This window comes from Sphingomonas adhaesiva (assembly GCF_036946125.1).
Classification (GTDB): Bacteria; Pseudomonadota; Alphaproteobacteria; order Sphingomonadales; family Sphingomonadaceae; genus Sphingomonas; species Sphingomonas adhaesiva_A.
Genome location: NZ_JAQIJT010000001.1, coordinates 239,537 through 263,450 on the forward strand (window position 1 = coordinate 239,537; position 23,914 = coordinate 263,450).

General features: G+C 70.6%; 22 protein-coding genes. 16 read left to right on the forward strand and 6 right to left on the reverse strand.

All coding sequences use genetic code 11. The features are described 5' to 3' along the window. Positions 1–99 precede the first annotated feature (99 nt). Complete coding sequence (locus PGN23_RS01145; protein WP_335301008.1) at positions 100–714, reverse strand: class I SAM-dependent methyltransferase; 615 nt, start codon at positions 712–714, stop codon at positions 100–102. 177 nt (positions 715–891) lie between these two features. Here PGN23_RS01145 and PGN23_RS01150 point away from each other — a divergent pair, with 177 nt between their 5' ends. Then, positions 892–2,211: an MFS transporter gene (locus tag PGN23_RS01150; RefSeq protein ID WP_335301010.1), complete on the forward strand. Its 1,320-nt coding sequence runs from the start codon at positions 892–894 to the stop codon at positions 2,209–2,211. A gap of 110 nt (positions 2,212–2,321) precedes the next feature. Here PGN23_RS01150 and PGN23_RS01155 read toward each other — a convergent pair whose 3' ends face one another. Continuing rightward, positions 2,322–4,631: a CDC48 family AAA ATPase gene (locus tag PGN23_RS01155; RefSeq protein WP_335301012.1), complete on the reverse strand. Its 2,310-nt coding sequence runs from the start codon at positions 4,629–4,631 to the stop codon at positions 2,322–2,324. A 299-nt stretch (positions 4,632–4,930) separates the two neighbouring features. On the opposite strand from PGN23_RS01155, the gene PGN23_RS01160 reads away from it, so the two are divergent. Further along, positions 4,931–5,815 carry a LysR substrate-binding domain-containing protein gene (locus tag PGN23_RS01160; protein WP_335301014.1) on the forward strand — a complete coding sequence of 295 codons (885 nt, stop codon included), beginning with the start codon at positions 4,931–4,933 and terminating at the stop codon, positions 5,813–5,815. Positions 5,816–6,181: 366 nt separating this feature from the next. On the opposite strand, the gene PGN23_RS01165 is transcribed toward PGN23_RS01160, so the two are convergent. After that, positions 6,182–6,640: a peptidylprolyl isomerase gene (locus PGN23_RS01165; RefSeq protein WP_335301016.1), complete on the reverse strand. Its 459-nt coding sequence runs from the start codon at positions 6,638–6,640 to the stop codon at positions 6,182–6,184. A 113-nt stretch (positions 6,641–6,753) separates the two neighbouring features. On the opposite strand from PGN23_RS01165, the gene mgtE reads away from it, so the two are divergent. Continuing rightward, positions 6,754–8,160 (forward strand): magnesium transporter, encoded by a 1,407-nt coding sequence (gene mgtE, locus PGN23_RS01170; protein WP_335301018.1) that lies wholly within the window; start codon positions 6,754–6,756, stop codon positions 8,158–8,160. A 365-nt stretch (positions 8,161–8,525) separates the two neighbouring features. Next, positions 8,526–8,933, forward strand: a complete 408-nt coding sequence (locus PGN23_RS01175; RefSeq protein ID WP_335301020.1) for a DUF1489 family protein — start codon at positions 8,526–8,528, stop codon at positions 8,931–8,933. A gap of 20 nt (positions 8,934–8,953) precedes the next feature. Here PGN23_RS01175 and PGN23_RS01180 read toward each other — a convergent pair whose 3' ends face one another. After that, on the reverse strand, positions 8,954–9,478 hold the full coding sequence (locus PGN23_RS01180) for a YceD family protein (protein WP_335301022.1): 525 nt from the start codon (positions 9,476–9,478) through the stop codon (positions 8,954–8,956). Then, the gene (locus PGN23_RS01185) at positions 9,475–9,984 is read right to left on the reverse strand and encodes a ubiquinol-cytochrome C chaperone family protein (RefSeq protein WP_335301024.1); all 510 of its coding nucleotides are present in this window, start codon (positions 9,982–9,984) and stop codon (positions 9,475–9,477) included. The genes PGN23_RS01180 and PGN23_RS01185 overlap by 4 nt, the downstream gene beginning before the upstream one ends. A gap of 129 nt (positions 9,985–10,113) precedes the next feature. Here PGN23_RS01185 and PGN23_RS01190 point away from each other — a divergent pair, with 129 nt between their 5' ends. From PGN23_RS01190 to PGN23_RS01220, 7 genes are all read left to right on the forward strand, one after another. Continuing rightward, the gene (locus PGN23_RS01190) at positions 10,114–10,587 is read left to right on the forward strand and encodes an outer membrane protein assembly factor BamE (protein WP_335301026.1); all 474 of its coding nucleotides are present in this window, start codon (positions 10,114–10,116) and stop codon (positions 10,585–10,587) included. A gap of 120 nt (positions 10,588–10,707) precedes the next feature. Further along, positions 10,708–11,073, forward strand: coding sequence for a hypothetical protein (locus PGN23_RS01195; protein ID WP_335301027.1), 366 nt, complete (start codon positions 10,708–10,710; stop codon positions 11,071–11,073). Between the two features lie 228 nt (positions 11,074–11,301). Then, positions 11,302–12,693 carry a glycosyl transferase family protein gene (locus tag PGN23_RS01200; protein ID WP_335301028.1) on the forward strand — a complete coding sequence of 464 codons (1,392 nt, stop codon included), beginning with the start codon at positions 11,302–11,304 and terminating at the stop codon, positions 12,691–12,693. Then, positions 12,690–13,712, forward strand: a complete 1,023-nt coding sequence (locus tag PGN23_RS01205) for a hypothetical protein (RefSeq protein ID WP_335301029.1) — start codon at positions 12,690–12,692, stop codon at positions 13,710–13,712. The genes PGN23_RS01200 and PGN23_RS01205 overlap by 4 nt, the downstream gene beginning before the upstream one ends. Before the next feature lie 40 nt (positions 13,713–13,752). Further along, the gene (locus PGN23_RS01210; RefSeq protein WP_335301030.1) at positions 13,753–14,667 is read left to right on the forward strand and encodes a sulfite exporter TauE/SafE family protein; all 915 of its coding nucleotides are present in this window, start codon (positions 13,753–13,755) and stop codon (positions 14,665–14,667) included. Beyond that, positions 14,664–15,422 carry a TIGR02186 family protein gene (locus tag PGN23_RS01215; RefSeq protein WP_335301031.1) on the forward strand — a complete coding sequence of 253 codons (759 nt, stop codon included), beginning with the start codon at positions 14,664–14,666 and terminating at the stop codon, positions 15,420–15,422. The genes PGN23_RS01210 and PGN23_RS01215 overlap by 4 nt, the downstream gene beginning before the upstream one ends. A 67-nt stretch (positions 15,423–15,489) precedes the next feature. Beyond that, positions 15,490–17,139, forward strand: coding sequence for an ATP-binding protein (locus PGN23_RS01220; RefSeq protein WP_335301032.1), 1,650 nt, complete (start codon positions 15,490–15,492; stop codon positions 17,137–17,139). 99 nt (positions 17,140–17,238) lie between these two features. Here PGN23_RS01220 and PGN23_RS01225 read toward each other — a convergent pair whose 3' ends face one another. Next, a complete protein-coding gene (locus PGN23_RS01225; protein ID WP_335301033.1) occupies positions 17,239–18,708 on the reverse strand; it encodes a peptidoglycan DD-metalloendopeptidase family protein in 1,470 nt (489 codons plus the stop codon). Positions 18,709–18,918: 210 nt separating this feature from the next. Between PGN23_RS01225 and PGN23_RS01230 the strand changes: the two genes are divergently transcribed. The 5 genes from PGN23_RS01230 to PGN23_RS01250 all read left to right on the forward strand — a co-directional run bounded on the left by PGN23_RS01230 (position 18,919) and on the right by PGN23_RS01250 (position 23,896). After that, on the forward strand, positions 18,919–21,405 hold the full coding sequence (locus PGN23_RS01230; RefSeq protein ID WP_335301034.1) for a helicase-related protein: 2,487 nt from the start codon (positions 18,919–18,921) through the stop codon (positions 21,403–21,405). A 13-nt stretch (positions 21,406–21,418) separates the two neighbouring features. Continuing rightward, complete coding sequence (locus PGN23_RS01235; protein ID WP_335301035.1) at positions 21,419–21,721, forward strand: RNA-binding S4 domain-containing protein; 303 nt, start codon at positions 21,419–21,421, stop codon at positions 21,719–21,721. Between the two features lie 55 nt (positions 21,722–21,776). Further along, entirely contained in the window at positions 21,777–22,118 is a 342-nt protein-coding gene (fdxA, locus tag PGN23_RS01240) for a ferredoxin FdxA (protein WP_335301036.1), read from the forward strand. A gap of 8 nt (positions 22,119–22,126) precedes the next feature. Continuing rightward, complete coding sequence (locus PGN23_RS01245) at positions 22,127–23,119, forward strand: proline iminopeptidase-family hydrolase (protein WP_335301037.1); 993 nt, start codon at positions 22,127–22,129, stop codon at positions 23,117–23,119. A gap of 243 nt (positions 23,120–23,362) precedes the next feature. Continuing rightward, positions 23,363–23,896: a CarD family transcriptional regulator gene (locus PGN23_RS01250; protein WP_335301038.1), complete on the forward strand. Its 534-nt coding sequence runs from the start codon at positions 23,363–23,365 to the stop codon at positions 23,894–23,896. Positions 23,897–23,914: the final 18 nt, after the last annotated feature.

Below are 23,914 nucleotides of genomic sequence, written 5' to 3' on the forward strand. Positions count from 1 at the left end.
GGGTCCCGCTTGTACCTCGCAAGCGCCCTCGGGAAAAAGCGGGACCCCGGCTCAAGGCCGGGGTGACGAGCACAGTAGCAGGTGCGCGAGCGGATGGGTTCAGTCCTTCCAGCCCCAGTAGAGCTGCGCCGGCGGCACGTTCCACCATTCCATGTCATGGTCGATCCGCTGGAAGTGCGGCGCGATGAAGTCGCGGACCTTGGGGCTGAACTGATAGACCAGGAACGCGCCGCCGGGGCGGATCACGCGCTGCGTCGCGGCCGCGATCGCGGGGCCGACGCCATCGGGCAGCGTCGAGAAGGGCAGGCCCGACAGCACGTAATCGGCCGCGTCGTGGCCGTGCTCGGCCACGATCCGCTCCACGTCCGCGGCGGAGCCATGGACCGCGACGAAGCGGCTGTCGGTGATGGTATGGTCGAGATAGCGGATGAAATCGGCGTTGGTGTCGATCGCGATCAGCATCGCGTCGGGCGCCATCTTCTCCAGGATCGGGCGGCAGAAGGTGCCGACGCCGGGGCCGTATTCCACGAACAGCTTCGTGTTCGCCCAGTCGACCTTGCTCAGCATCTTCGCGATCAGCCGGTCGGACGACGGGATGATCGACCCCACCATCACCGGATGCTTCAGAAATCCCTGAAAAAACATCTGCCAGGGTCCGGGCACACCGGCGGTTCTGCTGCGGCCGCGCCGCATGGCGTTGGTCGAACTAGGCATGTGGAAAGATACGACTCCAGACCCGGAAGCGATGACACACGGGTGTCACCGCGATGACGAACGCCTTTGGGGCGCAGCGGTTGCCTTAGCGGGGTTGCGCGCCGCTCCCAAGCGCCTAATCGCTGTCGGGTGCCGTACCAAAAGGACGCGCCGGCAACAGGGGAGGCGAATTCAGCGATGCGCCGCGGCTTCGATTCGACCTTCATCCTGATGTTCCTCGTCATGCTGACCAGCGCGGCCGGCAATACCGCGCTGCAATCCGTCCTGCCCGCGCTGGGCCGCTCGCTGGGGGTGAAGGATTCCGCGGTCGCCGCGGCCTTTTCCGTTTCCGCGCTGCTGTGGGTGATCGCCGCGCCCTTCTGGGCCAATCGTTCCGACCGGCACGGGCGGCGGGTCATGATCCTGCTCGGCATGGGCGGCTTCTGCCTCAGCCTGCTGCTGTGCGGCGTGTTCCTGGCATTGGGGATCAACGGCTGGATCGGCGGGACCAGCGCGTTCCTGCTCTTCATCCTGGGGCGGCTGATCTACGGCACGTTCGGATCCGCCGCGCCGCCCGCGGTGCAGGCGCTGGTCGCGGGCAACACCACGCGGGAGGAACGCACCCGCGCGCTGACGCTGCTCGCCTCAGCCTTCGGGCTGGGGACGATCATGGGGCCCGCGATCGCGCCCTATCTGATCCTGGGGCATATCGGCACGTTCCATGTCGGGCTGGCGGGGCCGGCGTTCGTGTTCGCGGCCTTCGGCGCGATCATGTTCGTGCTGGTGCGCACGCGCCTGCCCGACGACCGCGATCTGGGCGCGGAGGCGCACGGCGCGGCCAACGCCTATCCCTCGATCGGCGGGCAGTCGAGCGGCGCCAGCGTGAAGGCTGCCACCTCGCCCAAGGGGACGCAGGTCGGCTATCTCGATCCGCGCATCCGCACCTGGATGATGGCCGGGCTGGTGATGGGCCATGCGCAGGCGATGACCAGCCAGGCGATCGGCTTCCTGGTGATCGACCGCATGAACCTGCCCCCGGCGCAGGCACTGGAATCGACCGGGCTGGTGCTGATGATGGGGGCGGGCGCGTCGCTTCTCGCGCAATGGGGGCTGATCCCCCTGCTCAACCTGCGCCCGCGCATGCTGGTGCTGGTCGGGCTGGTGCTGGCCGCGTTCGGCACCGCGCTGACGGGCCTCGCGCCGTCGCTCTACGGCATCGCCACCGCCTATGCGCTCGCCAGCCTCGGCTTCGGCTTCACCCGGCCCGGCTTCACCGCGGGGTCCAGCCTGGCGGTGGGTGCGGAATCGCAGGGGTCGGTCGCGGGCAAGGTCACCAGCATCAACGGCGCCAGCTTCGTGCTCGGGCCGTCGATCGGCGTCGGGCTGTACCAGATCACGCACGCGCTGCCCTATGTCGTCGCGGGCGCGGCGTGCGTGACCCTGTTCGTGTGGTGCTGGTTCGCGCTGCGCGACCCCGCGCCGGCCGAGGTGACGCGCTTCGACGATCCGGTGGTGTAGGTTCCCTGCAAGCCCGCGCCGTCATCCCGGGCTTGACCCGGGATCCCGCTTCTTCTCCCCAAGCGCCGACGAGGTAGCGGGACCCCGGGTCAAGCCCGGGGTGACGGGCGTCAATCGCTCCCCTTCGGCCCGCGCGGGGTCAGCTGCCCCGGCACGATGAAGCCCAAAGGCTGGATCGCATTGGCCTCCTGCTTCAGCTTCGATGCCATCTGCCGATACTCGCGCTCCACCTCGGGCGTGACGCTGGCGCGGCTTTCCTCCAGCGCGCGTTCGAAATGCGCCTGTGTCACCGCCGTCGTCTCCAGCGATTCGCGCAGCGCGACCAGGCCGGCGCGCCGCACCACGTCCTCCAGGTCGGCGCCGGTGAACCGCTCGGTCCGCGCCGCGATCGCGTCGAGGTCGACATCGTCCGCCAGCGGCATCTTCTGCGTCTGGATCGCCAGGATGCGCCGCCGCCCGTCCGCGCTCGGCACCCCGACGTAGATCAGTTCGTCGAACCGCCCCGGCCGCAGCAAGGCGGGATCGACCAGATTGGGGCGGTTGGTCGCACCGATCACGACCACCGACTGGAGTTCCTCCAGCCCGTCCATCTCCGCCAGGATGGTGTTCACCACCCGCTCGGTCACCTGCGGCTCGCCCATCCCGCCGCCGCGCGCCGGCACCAGCGAATCCAGCTCGTCGATGAAGATCACGCAGGGCGCCACCTGCCGCGCGCGCTGGAACAGCCGCGCGATCTGCTGCTCGCTCTCGCCATACCATTTGCTCAGCAGGTCGCTGGACTTGGTGGCGATGAAATTCGCCTCCGCCTCGCGCGCGACCGCCTTCGCCAGCAGCGTCTTGCCGGTGCCGGGCGGGCCGTACAGCAGGAACCCCTTGGCCGGGCGGATGCCCAGCCGGCGGAACGCATCGGGGTCCTTGAGCGGCAGCTCGACCCCTTCCTTCAGCCGCATCTGCGCATCGTCCAGCCCGCCGACGTCGGACCATTTGGTCGTCGGCGCCTGCACCATCACCTCGCGCATCGCGCTCGGCTGGACGCGCTTGAGCGCTTCCATGAAGTCCTCGCGCGTCACCGCCAGCGTGTCGAGCACCTCGGAGGGGATCGTGCGATCCTCCAGGTTCAGCCGCGGCATCATCCGCCGCACCGTCTCGATCGCCGCCTCGCGCGTCAGCGCCGCCAGATCGGCGCCGACGAAGCCGAACGTCGTGCGCGCCAGCTCGCCCAGGTCGACGCGGTCGCCCAGCGGCATGCCGCGCGTGTGGATGCCCAGGATCTCGCGCCGCCCGCGCTCGTCGGGCACGCCGACGATGATCTCGCGGTCGAACCGGCCTGGCCGGCGCAGCGCCTCGTCGATCGCCTCGGGCCGGTTGGTCGCCGCGATCACCACCAGGTTGGCGCGCGCCTCCAGCCCGTCCATCAGCGTCAGCAGCTGCGCGACGACGCGCTTCTCCGCCTCGCCCGACACCTGCCCGCGCTTGGGCGCGATCGAGTCGATCTCGTCGATGAAGACGATGGAGGGCGCGTTCTTCGTCGCCTCCTCGAACACCTGCCGCAGCCGCTGCTCGGATTCGCCATAGGCCGAGCCCATGATCTCCGGCCCGTTGATAAGGAAGAATTGCGCATCCGACTCGTTCGCCACCGCGCGGGCGAGGCGCGTCTTGCCGGTGCCGGGCGGTCCATGCAGCAGCACCCCCTTGGGCGGATCGACGCCCAGCCGCTGGAACAGCTCCGGGTAGCGCAGCGGCAGCTCGACCATCTCGCGCAATTGGTCGATCGTCTGTCCCATGCCGCCGATGTCGTCATAGGTGACGTCGGCGCGGCGCGTCGCCTCCGGCTCGGTATATTCCGGGCGCAGCTCGATCTCGGTATGCTCGTCGATATGCACCACGCCCTTGGGCGCGGCGGACACCACGGTCAGGCGGATTTCCTGCAGCGCATAGGCGGGCGCGTTGACGAACCGTTCCATCCCCGGCGGCATGTTCTGCACGCGCTGGTGACCCGCGGTCGCCACCACGTCGCCCGCGCACAGCGGCCGACCGAAGAAGGTGCGCTTCAGCGCGTTGGTCGACCCCTGCAACCGCAGGTTCTGCTGCGCGGGGGCGAAGACGACGCGGGTCGCCGCCTTGCTCTCCCCCTTGCGCACCTCGACGAAATCGCCCGAGCCGACCCCGGCATTGGCGCGTTGCAGCCCGTCGATCCGCAGCAGCTCCAGCCCCTCGTCCTCGGCATAGGGGCCGACCGCGCGCGCGGGCGTCGTCTTCTTGCCGACGATCTCGACCACGTCGCCGTCGGTGATGCCCAACTGCGCCATGATCGAACGCGGCAGATGCGCGATGCCGCGCCCGCTGTCCTCGGGGCGTGCATTCGCGACCTGGAGCTTGACCGTCTTCTCGCCCGCTGCCCGATCCTCGGCGTCGGCCATCCCGCTTCCTTCCATCGATCCGTTCGTATCGAGCGCGGAACATAGGGCGCGGGTTCCCGATTGCAGCGGGCGGGCCGGGCGTGGACCAAGAAAAAAGGGCCGGTCCCGAAGGACCGACCCGGAAAGTTTTATAGGAGAGGATGCCTGAAAGGCAGGCTCTATGTGCAGTGCAGCACGATCATTTGCAATTGCGAAATTATCCGCTACGAATGCAAATAGTGCAACTCAGGCGTACCGGGGGTTGCGCCCCGCGACGTGAATTGCATGATGCACTGCACAACGAACGAAACCGGAGCCGAATGCGCCGCCTGCCGCCCCTGACCGCCATCGAAGCCTTCATCGCGGTCGCGCGGCTGGGTTCGATCAAGGTCGCCGCGCAGGAACTGGCGCTGTCGGCCCCCGCGCTCAGCCGCCGGATCCAGACGCTGGAACGCTTCCTGGCGCGCCCGTTGTTCGACCGCCGGCATCAGGCGATGGTGCCCAATGCCGATGGCGAGCGGCTGCTGTCCGCGATCGCCCCCGCGCTCGACAGCCTGTCCGATGCGATCGAATCGATGACCAGCAGCACCGACGTGCTGCGGCTTCGGCTGGGGGTGCTGCCGCTGTACGCGTCGCAGCGGCTCTTCCCGCAGCTCGCCGCGCTGCGCGCGACGCATCCCGAGCTGCACCTCGACATCGATACCGGCGCGAATGCGATCGGGCGGCTGGGCGAGGGGCTGGACGCGGTGATCGTGCTGGCGCGCGACATCGACCCGACGCTCTATGCGGAGCGGCTGGATCGCAACATGGTCTATCCGATCGCCGCGCGGTCGCTGGTGGAGGGCGACGATCCGCTGGTCCATCCCGACCAGCTGGCGAGCCATACGGTGCTGCTCCACCGCGAGATGATCGACACGTTCGTGGCGTGGCGTCACGCGGCCGGACTGGGGGCGATCGAGCCGGCCGCGATCGACTATTTCGATTCCGGCGCGCTGATGCTGGAGGCCGCGGCGCAGGGGCTGGGTGTCGCGTTCATGCACGAAAGCCATTTCCACGACGCGAACGACCCGCGTCTGGTCAAGCTCTTCGACATCGATGTGACCAGCCCGTACAGCTATTGGTTCGCCTGCCGCCCGCGCGCGCTCCAGACCAAGCCGGTGCGGCTGTTCCGCGACTGGCTGATCGCGACGCTGCGGGAGGCGTGACGCCGCTATGTCGTCATTGCGAGCGGAGCGAAGCAATGACGGCGTCAGCTACGCTTCTTCGCTCGCCGCATCGTCGCCCCGGACTTGATCGAGACCTCGGCGAAACTCAGTTTTTTGTCCCCCGGCGAAGGCGGGACCTTTGCAAAAGGCTGCACCGTGCTTCTGCGCAGGCAGGAGCCCAGGGTTACAGGCACCATAAGGCGTTGATGTGCTGGGCCCTGGGCTCCTGCCTGCGCAGGAGCACGGCCACATTGTCGAGCGATCCACGACGTTCGCAGAGGTGTCGACTTGATCCGGGGTCCCGCTCCTTACCCACATCACGGACGAAGCAGGACCCCGGGTCGAGCCCGGGGTGACAGCAGGGCCTTACTCCGCCCGCATCGTGACGATCTTGCCCGGATTCGCCGGCGGCTCGCCCTTGGGCAGCGCGTCGATCAGCTCCATGCCCTCGGTCACTTCGCCCCAGACGGTGTACTGATTGTCCAGGAAGCGCGCGTCGTCGAAGCAGATGAAGAACTGCGAATTGGCGCTGTTCGGGTCCATCGTGCGCGCCATCGAGCACACGCCGCGCACATGCGGCTCCTTGTTGAATTCCTGCTTCAAATTGGGCTTGGACGAGCCGCCGGTGCCGTTGTGGTTCCCGCCGTCGCCGCCCTGCGCCATGAAGCCGGGGATCACGCGGTGGAACGGCACGCCGTCGTAGAAGCCTTCGTTCGCCAGCTCGGCGATGCGCTGCGCGTGGTTGGGCGCCAGGTCGGGGCGCAGCTTGATCGTCACGTCGCCGCCCTCGAGCGTCATCGTCAGCGTGGAATAGGTATCGGCCATGGGAATCCTTTCGGGACAGATGCCGCGCAGGTAGTGGCGCGGCTGGCAAATAGCCAGATGCCGCGCTAGGGCCGCCCATGCAGCAACACCGTGCAGCGATTGGGAGGCGGCACATGAGCGACACCGAGCTTCCCGAGGTGGCAGAGGATACCCGCCACGACGAGCTGGACGAGGACGACCGGCTGAAGCCCGAATTCGTCTCCGCGGTGCTCGACGCGGTCGAGGACGGCGATGCCGAGGCGGCGCGCGCGCTGGTCGAGCCGCTCCACCCCGCCGACATCGCCGACCTGTTCGAGCTGACGCCCGAGGACCGCCGCCGCGACCTGGCCGCCGCGATCGCCGATCTGGTCGACGCGGACGTGTTCGCGGAGATGAACGACTATGTCCGCGAGGCGCTGATCGACGCGCTCGACGCGCGCCAGGTCGCGGACATCGCCAGCGAGCTCGATACCGACGACGCCGTCGCCATCATCGAGGACATGGAGCCGGAGGACCAGCGCGAGGTCCTGCGCGCGATGGAGCCCGACGACCGCGCCGCGATCGAGGAGGCGCTGTCCTATCCCGAGGAATCCGCCGGCCGCCTGATGCAGCGCGACCTGGTCGCGGTGCCGGAGCATTGGACGGTGGGCGACGTGCTCGACTATCTGCGCGGGCACGAGGAGCTGACGACCGACTTCTGGGAGATCTTCGTCGTCGATCCGGGGCATCGCCCGATCGGCACCTGCGCGCTGTCGTGGATCCTGCGCACGCCGCGCGGCATCCCCGTCGGCGACGTCATGAAGCGCGAGCAGACGCTGATCCCGGTCGATATGGATCAGGAAGAGGTGGCGCTGCGCTTCCAGAAATATGCGCTCATCTCCGCTGCGGTCACCGATGCCTCCGGTCGGCTGGTGGGCATGATTACCGTCGACGACATCGTCCATATCATTCAGGAGGAGGCGGGCGAGGACACGCTGCGGCTCGCGGGCGCCGGTGACGGCGACATCAACGAGCCGATCCGGTTCACGGTGCGGACGCGCGTGGCGTGGCTGGTGGTCAACCTCGGCGCGACCCTGCTGTCCGCCTCGGTCGTCGGGCTGTTCCAGGGCGAGATCGCGCGCTTCGCGCTGCTCGCCGCCTTGATGCCGATCGTCTCGGCGCTCGGCGGCAATGCGGGGACGCAGACGCTGGCGGTGATGGTCCGCGCGATCGCCACCAACCAGCTGACCAGTTCCAACACGGTCCGCATGCTGCTGCGCGAGTTCCGCATCGCGATCTGCAACGGCATCGCGCTGGGCGCGGTGGGCGCGATCGGCAGCTACGTCCTGCTCGGCAACGGCGGGCTGTCGATCGTCTTCGCCGCGGCGATGATGCTGACGTCGGTGGTCGCCGGGCTGGTCGGCGTGATCGTCCCCGTCGCCCTCGACAAGGCGAACGTCGACCCTGCGGTGTCCTCTGCGGTGTTCGTGACCACCGCCACCGACGTCATGGGGTTCCTGTCGTTCCTGGGCCTCGCCAGCCTGTGGGGCCTGGGGGGCTGATCCTTTCGCCCCCTGCCCGTCGGCTCGACCTGCCATCCCGGCGCAGGCCGGGATCCAGTTGGGGGACGGCCGCGATCGATCTCCACCGCTCCGAAACCGGACCCGGCCTTCGCGGGGCCTTTGCAAAACAGGTGCAACGGCATCGAGCCCACGCCGCGCTCATGCGCAGGCAGGAGCCCAGGGCCCAGCAGAGCAACCCCTTATGGGACCTGCAACTCTGGGCTCCTGCCTTCGCAGGAGCACGGTGTAGCCTTTTGCAAAGGTCCCGCTCGAGGCCGGGGTGGATCGGGAAAGGCGATATCGTATCGCGATCCTGAAAGGGAGGGGAGTTGATCCCCCCTCCCCCCTCTCCCACATCTGACGCCATGCCGCTCCATCTCACGAAGGTCGCGTTCGGCGCCGCCAGCGTCGACCTGCTCGCCGAGCGTCTGGCGGCGCGCGCGCAGGCCGGCCCGGTGTTCCTCACGACGCGCTACCTGCCCAAGCGGCATGAGGAGATCGCGGGGACGGGTTCGCTGTTCTGGATCATCAGGCACCAGCTGGTCGCCCGCTCGCCGATCCTCTCCTTCGGCGAGGCGGAGGGCGGACGCATCGCGATCCACATCGATCCGGCGTTGCGGCTGGTCCAGGCGCGCCCGAAGCGCGCGCATCAGGGCTGGCGCTACCTGGAGGCGGCCGAGGCGCCGCTCGATCTCGGCGGCGAGGCAGCCGACGGCCTCGCTGCGATGCCCCCCGCGCTCGTCGGCCGGCTGAGCGAGCTGGCGCTGATCTGAACCGCCGCCGTCCGCGGGGATCAGTCCTTCCCCTCCAGCTTCGCCTTCAATCCCGCGAGCGCCCCGAACGGCCCCGCCTCGTCCTCGCTCAGCACCCCGGCCTCCTTCAGCCGCTCGGCCGCCCGCGGGCTGCGCGGAAAGGGATCGAGCGCCAGCGCCAGCGTCTCCGCCGCGGCCTCGCCCAGGTCGATGCCGCCGCCCTCGATCTCGATCGTATCCAGCTCGCCTTCGTTCAGCTCGACCTCTTCGCCCGTGCCGGACGATTCGACGAACAGCAGCGCCACCGGCTCCTCGACGCGCGCCGGCAGCGGGTCGCCGGTCACCCCGCAGGCCTGCACCACCTCGCCGTGCACCATTCCGGTCGCCGAAATGCCTGCCGCGGTACGCCGGATCGCGAACGTCGCCTCCAGTCTGTCGACCGACACCAGCCCGAATCGCGTCGCGAGCGCCGCGCGCTCCGCCTGATCGGCGGCAATGGCGACGCTGCGCTCCTCTTCGCCGATCGTATCCAGCCGCTCGACCCGCATGAATTCGGGCGCGTTCATGGCAATTCCCCGCGTTCGATCGCATCCAGCGGCACCGCGTCGAGCGCCCCGCGCCACGCGGTCAGGCGATCGCGCACATGCGCCACCGCCTCCTTCGCCGGCGCCTGCCCGCGATACACGTTGCGCACCAGCGCCTCGTCCAGCGTGCCCGCCTGCAATCCCTCGCGATACGCGCCCAACCGGCCGCCCAGCATCCCCATCATGCGGCCGACATGCTTGCCCACCACCATGTCGCCGAAGCCGATCTGGCGTACCTGCGCGTCCATATCGTCGACGAACCGCTCGGTCAGCTGCGCGATCACCGGCGCGCCGCCCTCCTCCCGCTCCAGCCGCAGCACCACCATCGCCAGCACCGCCGCGACCATGTCGAAGCGGCCGTCCAGCGTATCGGGCACCTGCCCGTCCAGATACCAGTGCGGCGCGCGCGCGCGCGCGATCACCGCATCGTACAGCGGCAGCGCGGCGGTGCGGTCGCGCCCGCGAAACAGTCGTTTCCACCAACCCAAAGCGTTTGATCCCTCACGTCGCCCCCGCGCTTGTCTCGCGCGGCCGGGCAGCATATTGAGGCGCACGGCCGCAAAGTCCACGCACGCGTTGCGGCGACCGGCCCTGACGCTGTGTCACGCGGAGTATCGATGCGCCCCCTACTCGCTTTTTCGCTCCTGGCCGGCGTGCTGGCCGCCGGTTGCACCCCGCTGCGCTCGCATCAGGGCTATATCGTCGATGCCGATCTGGTGAATTCGGTCCAGCCCGGCGTCGACAACCGCCAGTCGGTGCTCGCGACGCTCGGCACGCCCAGCTTCGCCAGCCAGTTCAACCAGGGCGACTGGTATTATATCGCGCGCGACAGCCGCAACCTGGCGTTCAACCCGCCCAAGCCGAAGGAGCAGCTGACGCTGCGCATCAGCTTCGACCAGGCCGGCAACGTCACCGCGGTGCGCAAGTCGGGGATGGAGCAGGTCGTCAACGTCGATCCCTGGGGCAAGACCACGCCCACGCTGGGGCGCAAGCGCGGCTTCTTCCAGGATCTGTTCGGCAACATCGGCACCGTCGGTGCGCCGGGCGCGGCCGGCGGCGGCACTGCGGGCGGGCGCAGCGGGCAGCCGTGACGTCCAACCTGTCGTTTCGCTGACGATCGCATTCCCGCCGCGTTCAGCGCGCGCAGCCTAGCAGTGTCGTCATGGCGGTGCCGAGCCCCGGTGCCGCCGCGACGAACGAAAGGCCTTGTGATGCGTAAGCTGATGACCGCGGCGCTGATCGCCGCCACGCTGATTCCCGGCTCGCTGGCCGCGGGCGCCGCCGCGGCGCAATCGCGCGGCGAATTGTGGCGCTATCGCGAGAATATCATGCGCGAGGAGCGCGACCTGCAGCGCGCGCAGGCACGCGGCAACGTGTGGGAGATCCGCCGCCAGCGGGCCGAGCTGCATCAGGCGCGACTGGCCTATCGCAATCTGATCTATGGCCCCGGCAGCCCCTACGCGCGCGGCAACTGGCGCGACGACGACCGCTACGACCGTTACGACCGACGGGACGACCGCGGCTATGGCCAGCGTGACGGTTACGTCCCGGATGCGTGGGATCGCGAACGCTTCTGATCGCGCGTCCGCGGCCGGAACTCCACGGTTCGGCCGCGTCGCAACAACGCGCGACGCGGCCAGTACCGGCTTGGGGTCGGCACTCGGTCCCGAAAGGGGGAAAGGGACCGGCGGGCCAACGCACCGATCGCCGGATGGTTCGGCGACGACGAGCGGTCGCGCGAGGTTCGGCGCTTGTCTGTCAAAAAGCGTTGCAGATGCGCCACAGCCCCCGCATGACATTAACTCATGTCAGGCTGGGGGGACGGGCTGGCGGCCTCGGCTGCCGAGATGCTGGCGCTGCTCGATGCGGCGCTGGCGGAGGTGACTCTGTTCGCCGCCGTGGCGATCCTGATCGGCGGGATCGACGACCTGCTGGTCGACCTGTTGTGGCGCGTACGCCGCACGCCGCCGTCCTCGCTCGACACGCTCCCCGATGCGCCGCCGCTGCGCCTGGCGGTCTTCGTCGCCGCGTGGGACGAGCATCGCGTCATCGGGGCGATGCTGCGCGCGGCGCTGCGCCGCTACGACCACCCCGATTATCGCCTCTATGTCGGCTGCTACCCCAACGATCCCGCCACCATCGCCGCGGTCGCGGAGGTGGCGGGGCAGGATGGGCGGGTACGCGTCGTCACCGTCACCGGCGACGGACCGACGACGAAGGCCGACTGCCTCAATCACCTGTGGCGCGCGCTGCGGCGCGACGATGCCGCGGGCGGCCGCCCGACCGACGCGGTCGTCCTCCACGATGCGGAGGATGTCGTCCACCCTGCGGAATTGCGCGTGTTCGACCATCACCTGCGCGCGGCGGCGCTCGTGCAACTGCCGGTCGTGCCGCTGATCGATCCGCGGCGCCGTCTGGTATCGGGGACGTACGCAGACGAATTCGCCGAGTCGCATGGCCGCCATCTGGTGGTGCGTGCCGGGTTGGGCGCGGCGCTGCCGCTGGCGGGGGTGGGCTGCGCCATCCGCTGCGATGCGCTGGTCGCGCTGGCGGGCGATGGACAGGCCCCGTTCGACGCGCACAGCCTGACCGAGGATTACGAACTCGGCCTGCGCATCGGGGCGATGGGGCTGCCCGCGTGCTTCGCGCGCTGGCGCGATCCGGACGGTGCGCTGGTGGCGACCCGCGCCTATTTCCCCGACACGATCGACGCCGCGGTACGTCAGAAGGCGCGCTGGGTGACGGGGATCGCGCTGTCCGGCTGGGATCGCACCGGCTGGGGCGGGCGCTGGCGCTGGGCGGAGCGCTGGATGCGGATGCGCGACCGCCGCGGGCCGCTGGCGGTCCTGGCGCTGCTCGCCGCCTATCTCGCGCTGGTCGGCTTCACGCTGTCGCTCGCCGGGCATGCGCTCGCGGGCGGCACCGTCCCGGCGGCGACGCCCGCGATGCGGCTGATGCTGATGGTCAATGCGGGGCTGCTCGGCTGGCGGCTCGCGGTGCGCGCGCGCAGCACCGCGCAGGAGCATGGCTGGCGCGAGGGGTGGTGGTCGCTGCCGCGCGCGCTGGTCGGCAACATCATCGCGATGCTGGCGGCGCGACGGGCGCTGGCGCGCTACGTGGCGACGCTGCGCGGTGTCCCGCCGCGCTGGGACAAGACCGTCCACCGCTTCCCCGACGTGCTGCCGGGCGACGCATGATCGCCGCGGGGCGTGGCCGGCCGCTCCGCTTCATGGGGCTGGTGCTGGGTGGATGGGTGGCGGCGCGGACGTGGTGGCTGTGGCCCGTCGCCACGCCGATCGAGATCGAGCCGTGGCGCGCGATCCTCCCCGTCGCCGTCGCGGCGACCGCGCCGGTGGAGCCGACGGAGATCGCGATGACGACGCCGCCGTCGTTCCCGACGCCTCGACGACCTTCCCCGTTGCGGTTCGTCACGCCCGCCGTCGCCACGCCGGCCAGCGCAGCCGCGCTTCCCGATCGATCGGCGCCACCCAAGGCGTCCGCGGCGCGGACGGATGACCGACGCGTCACGCTCGCGCTGCTGGGCATGGTCCGCTACGGCGCGCCCGCGCCGCCGCCGCCCGGCCCGTCGCGCTGGTCGGGCAGCCTCTGGTCGATCGTGCGCGACGGCCGCCAGCGCGCCGGGGTCGCCACGCCGCAGCTGGGGGGCAGCCAGATCGGCGCACGCATCGCCTACACGCTGGACGATGCGCGCCGCGTCGCCATCGTGGCGCGCGCCTCCGGCGCGCTGGCGGTGCGTCAGCAGGAACTCGCGCTCGGCATCGAATGGCAACCCGGCGCGCTGCCGGCGCGGGTCACGCTGGAACGCCGCATCGGGGTCGCCGGGATCCGCAGCGGCACCGCCATCGGCGTGGCCGGCGGGGTCGGCGACCGCGACCTCGCCGCCGGCTTTCGCCTCGACGGCTATGCGCAGGCCGGCGCGATTGCGCGTGATGGCATGGAGGGCTATGCCGATGGCGCGATCCGCATCGCGCGGCCCGTCGCCCGCTCGCATGGCGGCATCGCACTCGATCTCGGCATCGGCGCCTGGGGTGCGGCGCAGCGCGGCGCGGCCCGATTCGATATCGGCCCCACCGCCGCGGTGACGCTGCCCGCGGGGGCGCGGCGCCTGCGCGTCACGCTCGACTGGCGACAGCGCGTCGCGGGCAACGCCGCGCCCGTCTCCGGTCCCGCCCTGTCGCTCGGCACCGACTTCTGAATGGCGCGCGCGCACCGAACCGGGTAGCGACGGCGGCGTCATGGATCTCTACCTGCCGATCGCGAACCTGTCGGTGAACGCGCTGGTGATGATCGCGCTGGGCGCGGGCGTCGGGTTCCTGTCGGGAATGTTCGGGGTCGGCGGCGGGTTCCTGACCACGCCGCTGCTGATCGTCTACGGCATTCCCCCCACCGTCGCCGCCGCCTCCGCCGCGACGCAGGTCACCGGCGCGAGCGTGTCGGGCGTGTTCGCGCATTTCCGCCGCGGCGGGGTCGATACGCGGATGGGCATGGTGCTGGTGATCGGCGGCGTGCTGGGGTCGCTGTTCGGCGCGTGGCTGTTCCGCCTGCTCCAGCAATGGGGGCAGATCGATACCGTCATCGCCATCACCTACGTCCTGCTGCTCGGCACGATCGGCGTGCTGATGCTGCGCGAGGCGGTCGTCGCGATCCTCGTCTCGCGCGGGCGCCGCGTCGCCGCGGCGCGCCGGCGGCGGCACCACCCGCTGGTCGCGGCCATGCCGTTCCGCATGCGCTTCTATGCCTCTGGCCTGTACATCTCGCCGCTGGCGCCGTTGCTGCTGGGGTTCGCGACCGGCATCCTGACGATCCTGCTGGGCATCGGCGGCGGCTTCGTGCTGGTGCCGGCGATGATCTACCTGCTGGGCATGTCGACCGCGGTGGTGGTCGGCACCAGCCTGTTCCAGATCCTGTTCGTCACCGCCGCCGCGACCATGGTCCATGCCACCACCACCAAGGCCGTCGACATCGTGCTGGCCGCGCTGCTGCTGGTCGGCTCGGTCGTGGGGGCGCAGGTCGGCGCGCGCTTCGCGGCGAAGGCGAAGCCGGAATATCTCCGCCTCGCGCTGGCGATCATGGTGCTGCTGGTCGCGTTCCGCATCGCACTGGGGCTGGGGTGGCGGCCCGACGAAATCTATTCGGTCGAGCTGTCGTGAGGCGTGCCGCCCTCCTCCTCGCCGCGCCGCTGCTGACCGCGCAGGCCAAGCCGGTGCTGGTGCCCGACGTGTCGCAGCGCAATATCGAGATCGCGTACAGCTTCACCGGCGCCGAGCTGCTGCTGTTCGGCGCGATCCTCTACCCCGGCGGGCGGCTGCCGCGCGGCGCGGCGCCTACCGATGTGGTGATCGTCGTGAAGGGACCGACCCAGTCGATCGTCATCCGCGAGAAGGAGAAGGTCGCCGGCATCTGGGTCAATGCCGGCAAGCTGCGCTACCGCTCGGCCCCCAGCTTCTACGCGGTCGCCTCGTCCCGCCCGCTCGACCGGCTGGTCGATGCCCGTACCCGCGCGATCTACGAACTGGGGCTCGACGGCCTCCAACTCTCCCCCGCCTCCGCCGCCCCCGCGCCGGTGCAGGACCGCTTCACCCGCGGGCTGGTCGAGCAGCGCACCCGCACCGGCCTGTTCTACGAGGCGCCGGGCGCGGTCGAGATCACCGACGGCGTGCTCTACCGCGCGCGCGTCGCGATCCCGGCGCGCGTGCCGGTCGGGCGCTTCACCGCGGAGACGTTCCTGATCCGCGACGGCCGCGTCCTCGCCGCCGCGGTGCGCGACATCGATATCCGCAAATCGGGGCTCGAGCGTTTCGTGGCGCAGGCCGCCGACCGCCACTCGATCCTCTACGGCCTCAGCGCGGTGGCGCTGTCGGTGCTGCTGGGCTGGGCGGCGGGGCGCTGGGCGGCACGCGGCTGACCGGCTGCACGATTTCTTCATCCTCCCCGATTAGCGGTGGACCGTTCGGGCAGGGGTGATTCACGCAATGAACGATATTCCGGCAGCGTCCGCCTTCGCCGGCGTCCGGCACGATCCGGCCGCGCACGACCCCATCGGCTATGTCCGCGAGGTCGCCGGCGCGCAGAGCGAGGTGGTGCTGGATGCGACCGCGCTCGCGGCGCTGGCGAACGATCCCGATCCCATCGTCGCGACGGCGGGGCAGGTCGGCGGGCAGATCAAGGTCCGCGTCGGCACCCGCTGGCTGCTGGCCAACATCCGCACGCTCAGGCTGGCGAGCGCGACCGGGCATCAGGTCGCCGCCGCGATCGACTTCCTGGGGGAGGCCGACGAGCAACCGCTGACCGCGCGCCTGCACCACTTCCGCCGCGGCGTCACGCGCTATCCCATGCCCGGTGACGAGGTCTTTCCGGTCACCGACGCCGACCTGAAGCAGGTCCATGCCGCCCCCGACCGCCCCGCGATCGAGATCGGCCATGTCCATCCGACCGACGATGTGCGCGCCTCGCTGCTGATCGACCCGCTGCTCGGCAGGCATTTCGCGCTGCTGGGCTCCACCGGCACCGGCAAATCGACCGCCGCCGCGCTCATTCTCCACCGGATCTGCGCGCTCGCCCCGCAGGGACACGTCGTGATGATCGACCCGCACGGCGAATATGGCGCCGCGTTCGGCGAGATCGGCGCGCTGTACGACGTCTCGAACCTACAGATGCCCTATTGGCTGATGAATTTCGAGGAACATGCCGAGGTGTTCCTGACCACCACCGGCGCCGAGCGGCAGGTGGATGCCGACATCCTCGCCAAATGCCTGCTCACCGCCCGCGCGAAGAACCGGCTGGGACAGGAGATCCCCAAGCTGACGGTCGACGCGCCGATCCCGTACCTGCTCAGCGACCTGACGCAGATCATCCAGCAGGAGATGGGCAAGATGGACCGCGCGGGCGACACCGCGCCCTATCTGCGGCTGAAGAACAAGATCGACGAGATGAAGGGCGATCCGCGCTTCGGTTTCATGTTCTCCGGCATGCTGGTCGCGGACACGATGGCGTCGTTCCTGGCGCGTGTGTTCCGCCTGCCGGGCGACGGCAAGCCGATCTCGATCATCGACGTGTCGGGCGTGCCGAGCGAGATCACCTCGGTGGTGGTCGCGATGCTGAGCCGCATGGTCTTCGATTTCGCGATCTGGTCGCGCAACGAGCCGCAGCGCCCGATCCTCCTCGTCTGCGAGGAGGCGCACCGCTACATCCCGTCCGACCGCGAGGCGCCGACCGCCGTCGCGCGCATCCTGGGCCGCATCGCCAAGGAAGGCCGCAAGTACGGCGTGTCGCTGGGGCTCATCACGCAGCGACCGTCCGATCTGGCGGAGGGCGTGCTGTCGCAATGCGGCACGATCATCGCGATGCGCCTCAACAACGACCGCGATCAGTCGTTCGTCCGCGCCGCGATGCCGGAGGGTGCGCGCGGCTTCCTCGACACGCTGCCCGCCTTGCGCAACCGCGAATGCATCGTCTGTGGCGAGGGCGTCGCGATCCCGATCCGGGTCGCGTTCGACGCGCTCGAAGAGGGCAAGCGCCCCGCCTCGGCCGACCCGCTGTTCTCGTCGCTGTGGCGCGAAACCGGCGGCGAGGCGGACATCATCGCCCGCACGATCCAGCGCTGGCGCGCGCAGGGACGGTGAGAATGGCGTGTTCCGGCGAACGCCGGAACCCAAGGGTCAGGCGGACGACGCCTGATGGTGCGCTGGACCCTGGGCTCCTGCGTGCGCAGGAGCACGAGGTCAGCGCGCCGCCGTCCCCAGCAACCGCGCGATCTTCGCCTTCATCGCGCGCAGCGTCTCCGCCGGCAGCGTCTGGATGCTGCTCATCGAGATCGAGCGCGGGTTGACCGGCCGCCCGTTCCTCCACACTTCCCAGTGCAGGTGCGGCCCGGTCGAGATGCCGGTCGAGCCGACATAGCCGATCACCTGGCCGCGCCGCACGCGCGTCCCCGGCGACACCGCGATCCGGCTCATATGGCCGTACCCGGTCGCCAGTCCCCCGGCATGCGCCAGCTTGACGAAATTGCCGTAGCCGCCGGAGCGGCCCGCGAACTGCACCACGCCGTCGACCGCGGCCAGGATCGGGGCGCCGTAGCGCGCGCCGATGTCCATCCCCTTGTGCATCCGCATGAAGCCCAGCAGCGGGTGCATCCGCATCCCGAACGTGGACGTCACGCGGCCGGCGACCGGCATCCCCATCGCGCCGCGGCGCTCGTACTGGCCGTTGGCGTCCATGAACGTGCCCGACCCGCTGTCGCCCCAGCGCACCAGCTGGAGGCGGCCGCCGTTATGCTCCAGCCCGGCATATTGCAGCTGCCCGACCTCGACCTCGCCGGTCGCGGCGCGCGCCTGGTCGGCGACCAGGTCGAACGTGTCGGCGGCGGCGACGTCGCCGATCGACATGCTGCCCGCCAGCGCCTTGATATAGGCCTCGACCACGCGCGCCGGCACGCCTGCGGCGCGCGCCGAGCGGTACAGGCTGGGGCCGACGATCCCGCGCACGCGCAGCGGCGTGCGGTCGATCGCGATCGGGTGGCGATCGAGCGCCAGCCCGCCGTCCATCGTGCGATGGACCGACAGGTTGAGATCGAACGCGGCGCGAAACGCCAGCGCCTCCAGCGGGCGCGGCTGGAATTTCGTCGGGCGCCGTCCCAGCGTCAGCGACAGGATCGTGCCGGGGCGAAGGTCGTCCAGCTTGACCGCGCCCGCCACCAGACCGGCGACGCGCCCCGCCTCGCCCCCGCCGACCCCGGCGCGCTGGAGCGCGTTGCGCAGCGTGTCGCCGTCGGCCAGCGCCGCGGTCAGCTCGACCTGCGGGCGCTCGGGCGTCTCCGCCAGCGGCCGCACCAGCGCGCTCGCCGCCATCCGCCGCCCGGTGGTCGCCCCCAGCCCCAGCGGGGCGATCGACTGGGTACGTGTTTCCTCGAACGCGGCGCCGATCGCGACCGGCGCGGTATAGCCGGTGACGGGCGCGAATCCGGGCGATACCAGCCATGCCGCCCCCGCCAGCGCGGCGCAGGTGGCGAGCCCGCGCCACCACTGGCGCGAACCGATGCGCTGCCCCAGATCGGGTGTCCAGTCGGTGGTCGCGGCGGCGACGCGCAGGCGGTCGTACAGGCTGCGATCCGCCAGCGGCACCAGCGCACGCCCGAAGGCGCGCGATCCCGCGCCCCCGGCCCATTCCAGCCCCTGTTGCTCGCGCAAGAACACGCCCGCGTCAGCCCTTCGTCACAGGTTGAACGCCGACATACCCCCCGGCGCCTGAGGTGGGGAGCGTTGTGGACCGGAGTCGCTAAAGTCAAATTAACCGCACGCGTAGACCTTCGCGGCTGCGCCGAAACGTTCGCACCCTGCGCCGAACCGGGATGTACGCTCATCACGATTGCATCCGGCGCGCGCAGACCCGATGTACCGTGTACCATGACGCGCATCGATCGACCCCGCGTGACCGCGGTATTGGGGCCGACCAACACCGGCAAGACGCATCTCGCGATCGAGCGTATGTGCGCGCATTCCAGCGGCATGATCGGCTTCCCGCTGCGGCTGCTGGCGCGCGAGGTCTACGACCGCGTCGTCGCGATCAAGGGGCCGGACCGCGTCGCGCTCATCACCGGCGAGGAGCGGATCGTTCCCCCCGACGCGCGCTGGTTCCTGTGCACCGCCGAAAGCATGCCGCTCCAGCGCGATGTCGCCTTCGTCGCGCTGGACGAGGCGCAGCTGGGCGCGGATGCGGAGCGCGGCCACGTCTTCACCGACCGCCTGCTGCGCGCCCGCGGGCGCGAGGAGACGATGATCCTGGGGTCGGAGGCGCTGCGCCCGGTGCTGCGCGCGCTGATCCCCGACGTGGAGATCGTCGAGCGACCGCGTTTCTCCACCCTGTCCTATGCCGGCGCGAAGAAGCTGTCGCGCCTGCCGCGCCGCTCCGCGATCGTCGCCTTCTCCGCCGAAGAGGTCTATGCGACCGCCGAAATGCTGCGCCGGTTGCGCGGGGGTGCCGCGGTGGTGATGGGCGCGCTCAGCCCACGCACCCGCAACGCCCAGGTGGCGATGTTCCAGGCCGGTGAGGTCGACTATCTCGTCGCCACCGACGCGATCGGCATGGGGCTCAACCTCGACGTGGGGCATGTCGCGTTCGCCGGACTGTCGAAGTTCGACGGCCAGCGCCGCCGCCGGCTGACCGTCGCGGAGATGGCGCAGATTGCGGGCCGCGCCGGGCGCCATCAGCGCGACGGCACCTTCGGCGGACTGGTCGCGGAGGGACCCGACTCGTTCGAGCCCGAGGAGGTCGCCGCGATCGAGGCGCATCGCTTCCCCCGGCTCGACTGGCTCTACTGGCGCGAGGGGCAGCCCGATCTGTCGAGCGTCGATGCGCTGATCGCCAGCCTGACCACGCGGCCGGACCACGAACGGCTGCGCGCCGCGCCGGAGGCGATCGATCTCAAGGTGCTGAAGCGGCTGGTCGAGGATCCCGCGATCCGTGCGAGCGCGCGCGGCGGCAACGTGTCGCGGCTGTGGGCGGCGTGCGGCATTCCCGACTTCGCGAAGCTGGGGCTCGACCCGCATGCACGCTTCGTCGCGCGCGTGTTCGGCTATCTCGCGCAGGGCCATATCCCGCACCAGTGGTTCGCCGACGAGGTCGCGCGGCTCGACCGGACCGAGGGCGATGTCGAGACGATCGCCGGGCGCATCGCCGCGATCCGCAGCTGGGCGTATATCGCGCAGCGCCCCGACTGGCTCGCCGATCCGCAGGCCTGGGCCGCGCGGACGCTCGCGATCGAGGAGCGGCTGTCCGACGCGCTCCACGCCAGCCTGACGCAGCGCTTCGTCGACAAGCGCACCACCGCGCTTGCAAAGAAGATCGGCGGCGGCCTGGGCGCCTTGCCCGTCGAGATCGATGCCGAGGGCGAGGTGACGATCGACACCCATGCCATCGGCCGGCTGGAGGGGTTCCGCTTCGTCGTCGCGCCCGATGCCAATGCCGCCGACAAGCGCCTGCTGCTCGCCACCGCGGAAAAGCGCCTCGCAGGCGAGCGTCGCCGCCGCGCGCAGACGCTGGTGGCGAGCGACGACGGCGCCTTTGCCCTCACCCACGCCGGGGAGATCGCCGCCGACCGGCTGATCGTCGCGCGGCTGGCGCGCGGCCCCTCGCTCGCCCGGCCGCAGATCGCGCTGGACGGTGCGCTCGACTGCCTCGACCCGGCGGTGCGGCAGGCGGTGGCGACGCGGCTGCGCACCTGGCTCGACGCGGCGATCGCCCGCGCGCTGCCTGCGGTCGCGGCACTGGCCGACGCCGCCCGCGCGAAGGAGGCGGGGCCGGCGCTGCGCAGCGTCGCGGGGGCGATGGAGGCGGGCGCGGGGTTCGCCGCGCGCCTGCCGCTGCGCGAGGCGGTGGAGGCGCTCACCCCCGACAACCGGCGCTGGCTGCGTCGGCACGGCGTCACCGTCGGCGCGCTCGACCTGTTCGACCCCCGCCTGCTGAAGGCGGGCGCGCAGGTGTGGCGGCGCGCGTTGCTGGCCGCGGCGGGGACGCCCGCGGTCGATGCGCTGCCGCCGCCCGGCGCGGTCACCCTGCCGCGCGGGGCGCCCGGCGCGACGCCGGCGTCCGGCTACCGTGCCTTCGGCGCGCAGGCGGTGCGGATCGACCTGGTCGAGCGGGTGGCGCGCGCCGCGCATGACGCGCGGGAGAAGGCGGGCAAGGTCCCCTTCGCCCCCGATGCGACGCTGGCCGTCTCGATCGGCCTGCATGCGGCGACGGTCGCGCGGCTGATGGCGGAACTGGGATTCCGTCCCGTCGCGCCGGTCGAGGGGATCGCGCGATACGTGTGGCAGGGGCGTCCCCGCGCCCGTCGCGTCGCCCCGACGCCCGACAACGCCTTCGCCGCGCTGGCGGGGTGGGGGCGCGCATGAAGGAGGCCGGCTGATGGGCGGCACCATGCGGCTCGACCTGTTCCTGTGGTACGTCCGCATCGCGAAGACGCGCAGCATCGCGCAGGGGATGGCGTGCGACGGCCACCTGCGCATCGACGGCCGCGCGATCGACCGTGCGCATGCGCCGGTGCGCGTCGGCAATATCCTGACCTTCGCGCATCACGGCGCGGTCCGCGTGCTGCGGGTGGAAGCGCTCCCGCTGCGCCGCGGGCCCGCGCCGGAGGCCGTGGCGTGCTATCAGGAACTCCTCGCCGGTGAGACTGCAAACGTCTCGCAGCAGGCAGCGGAGCGTTGACGCCGCCGTCAGGTAGCGCAAAAGCGGACGGGAGAACGCAAAGGAACCCGCGCCCATGACCTATGTCGTCACCGATGCCTGCATCCGCTGCAAGTACATGGACTGCGTCGAGGTGTGTCCGGTCGACTGCTTCTACGAGGGCGAGAACATGCTCGTCATCAACCCGTCCGAGTGCATCGACTGCGGCGTGTGCGAGCCGGAATGCCCCGCGGAAGCGATCCTGCCCGATACCGAAAGCGGGCTGGAGCAGTGGCTGGAGCTGAACAACACCTTCTCCGCGCAATGGCCCAACGTCACGCGCAAGGCGGACCAGACCCCCGCCGATGCCGACGAGCACAAGGGCGAAGAGGGCAAGTACGACAAGTATTTCTCCGCGGAGCCGGGTTCGGGCGACTGATCGATCCGATGCGGCTCGCGCGCCGCGACCTGTTGCGTCTGGCGGCGGCGGGCGTGTGCGTCCCGCTGCCGGCCCTCGTGCGTCCGGCGCGGGCGCGCGAGGCCGGCTATCCCGCCCCCACGCGCGAGGCGATGCTGCCGGTGCCGGGCGGGCGCGTGTACGTCCGCGTCAACGGCGACCTCGCCGGTCCGCGCCCGCCGCTGGTGATCGTGCACGGCGGGCCCGGCGGCACGCATGCCGGCTATCTCGACGCGCTGGCGCTGGCGGACGAGCGCGCGGTCATCCTCTACGACCAGCTCGACAGCGGGCGCTCCGATCATCCGAACGATCCCGCCAACTGGCGCGTGGCGCGCTTCGTCGACGAGCTGGAGGCGGTGCGCCGCGGGCTGAACGTCGCGCGCTGGCACGTCTGCGGGCACAGCTGGGGCGGGACGATCGCGCTGGAATATGCCGCGCGCCGCGCGCCCGCGATGGCCAGCGCGATCCTCGCCAGCCCGCTGGTGTCCACGCGCAGCTGGATCGCCGATGCCGATGCGCTCCGCCGCGAGCTGCCCGGCGAGACGCAGGCCGCGCTCGCCACGTGCGATACGCCCGCACCCGCCACCGCCGCCGCCTGCGAGGCGGGAACGGCGGAATTCTACCGTCGCTTCAACGGTCGCGAGCCGGACCCGCCGGGCTTGCGCGACTATGCACGCGCCAACGGCCGCGGCTTCAACGCGCGATTGTACGAGACGATGTGGGGCAGGAGCGAGTTCGTCGCGACCGGCAGCTTGCGCGACTATGACGGCGAGCCGCTGCTGGCGCGGCTCGACGGCGCCCGCACCCTCTTCATGGTCGGCCAGTATGACGAGGCGCGCCCGGTCACGAGCCTGCGCTTCGCCGCGCGCGTGCCCGGCGCAGAGCTGGCGGTGATCCCGGGCGCGGCGCATGGCACCTTCACCGACCGCCCGGACGAAACGATCGCGACGCTGCGCGCATGGATGCACCGCCACGACGGCTGACGTGCCATCGTGACGCGGATCGCGGAACGCTTTCTCGCGAAAAGGTTCCCGCCCGTCAGCGTTGCTGCCCCAAACACGCTGGAAATATTGTGTCGCGGATGCTATATGGGTCCGGCACGGGCGCTTGTACCTCGCGCCCGGTGGAGACGTCCAACCTACCTGCCCCGTTCCATCTCCTGCCCGCGACTCCCCTATATCGCGGACCGGCGGGAGCGCGGGGCCATAACAGCGGAAAGGCCACCCATGGCTGCCAAGGCTCTGCATTTCGATGTCGGTGATTACGTTGTCTATCCCAAGCACGGTGTCGGCCGTGTCATCGAGCTGCAGAAACAGGAAATCGCGGGCATGCAGCTGGAGCTGTACGTCCTGCGCTTCGAAAAGGAGCGCATGACGCTGCGCGTGCCGACCAACAAGGCGGAGTCGGTGGGGATGCGCAAGCTGTCCTCCGACAAGACCATGCGCGAGGCGATGGAGACGCTGAAGGGCAAGCCCAAGGTAAAGCGCACGATGTGGTCGCGCCGCGCGCAGGAATATGAGGCGAAGATCAACTCGGGCGACCTGGTGTCGATCGCCGAGGTGGTCCGCGACCTGTTCCGCGCCGACGACCAGCCCGAGCAGAGCTATTCCGAGCGCCAGATCTTCGAGGGTGCGTGCAGCCGCCTGGCGCGCGAGCTGGCCGCGATGGAGGAACTGGACGAGCCGGCGGCGCAGGAGAAGATCCTGGACATCCTGCGCAAGGCCGCGGCGATCTACAACAAGGACAAGGTACCGGCCTGACGCCGCATCCCTCTCCCC